Origin of the sequence: Streptomyces sp. SP17BM10 (genome assembly GCF_036322405.1) — a bacterium.
Taxonomy (GTDB): Bacteria; Actinomycetota; Actinomycetes; order Streptomycetales; family Streptomycetaceae; genus Kitasatospora.
In genome coordinates this window covers 1-338 of record NZ_JAQYXB010000275.1, presented here as the reverse complement: position 1 = coordinate 338, position 338 = coordinate 1, and the positions used below count along the sequence as shown (strand labels likewise).

The following is a 338-nucleotide window of genomic DNA, read 5'->3' as shown; positions in this document are numbered from 1 at the left end:
TCGATCTCGGTCGGCGAGGCCGAGTCCGTCGCGGCGGGCGCCGCGCTGGCGCTCTACGCCGTCGGTTCCGGCGCCCCGGTCGCCGCCGCTGCCCCGGCCGCCGAGGCCGCGCCCGCCGCCGCCCCGGCCCCGGACGCCGCTCCGGCCGCCGCCGCGCCGGAAGCGCCGGCGTCCGAGGCGGCCTCTCCCGCCGCGGCGGCGCAGGACCAGGCCGGGCGGGGGGGCGGGGGGGGGGGGGCGGGGGGGGGGGCGGGGGGGGCCGGGGCGGGGGAGGGCGCGGGGGGGCGCGGGGGCGGCGCGCCGGCCGCCGGGGCGGGGGGCGCGGGGGGGGGCGGGAG

Annotated in this window: 1 protein-coding gene; it reads left to right on the top strand. The window is 90.5% G+C overall.

What is annotated here, in order from left to right; all coding sequences use genetic code 11:
- The coding region (locus tag PUR71_RS40920; RefSeq protein WP_329924408.1) for a hypothetical protein at positions 1-338 on the top strand (338 nt) is incomplete at both ends.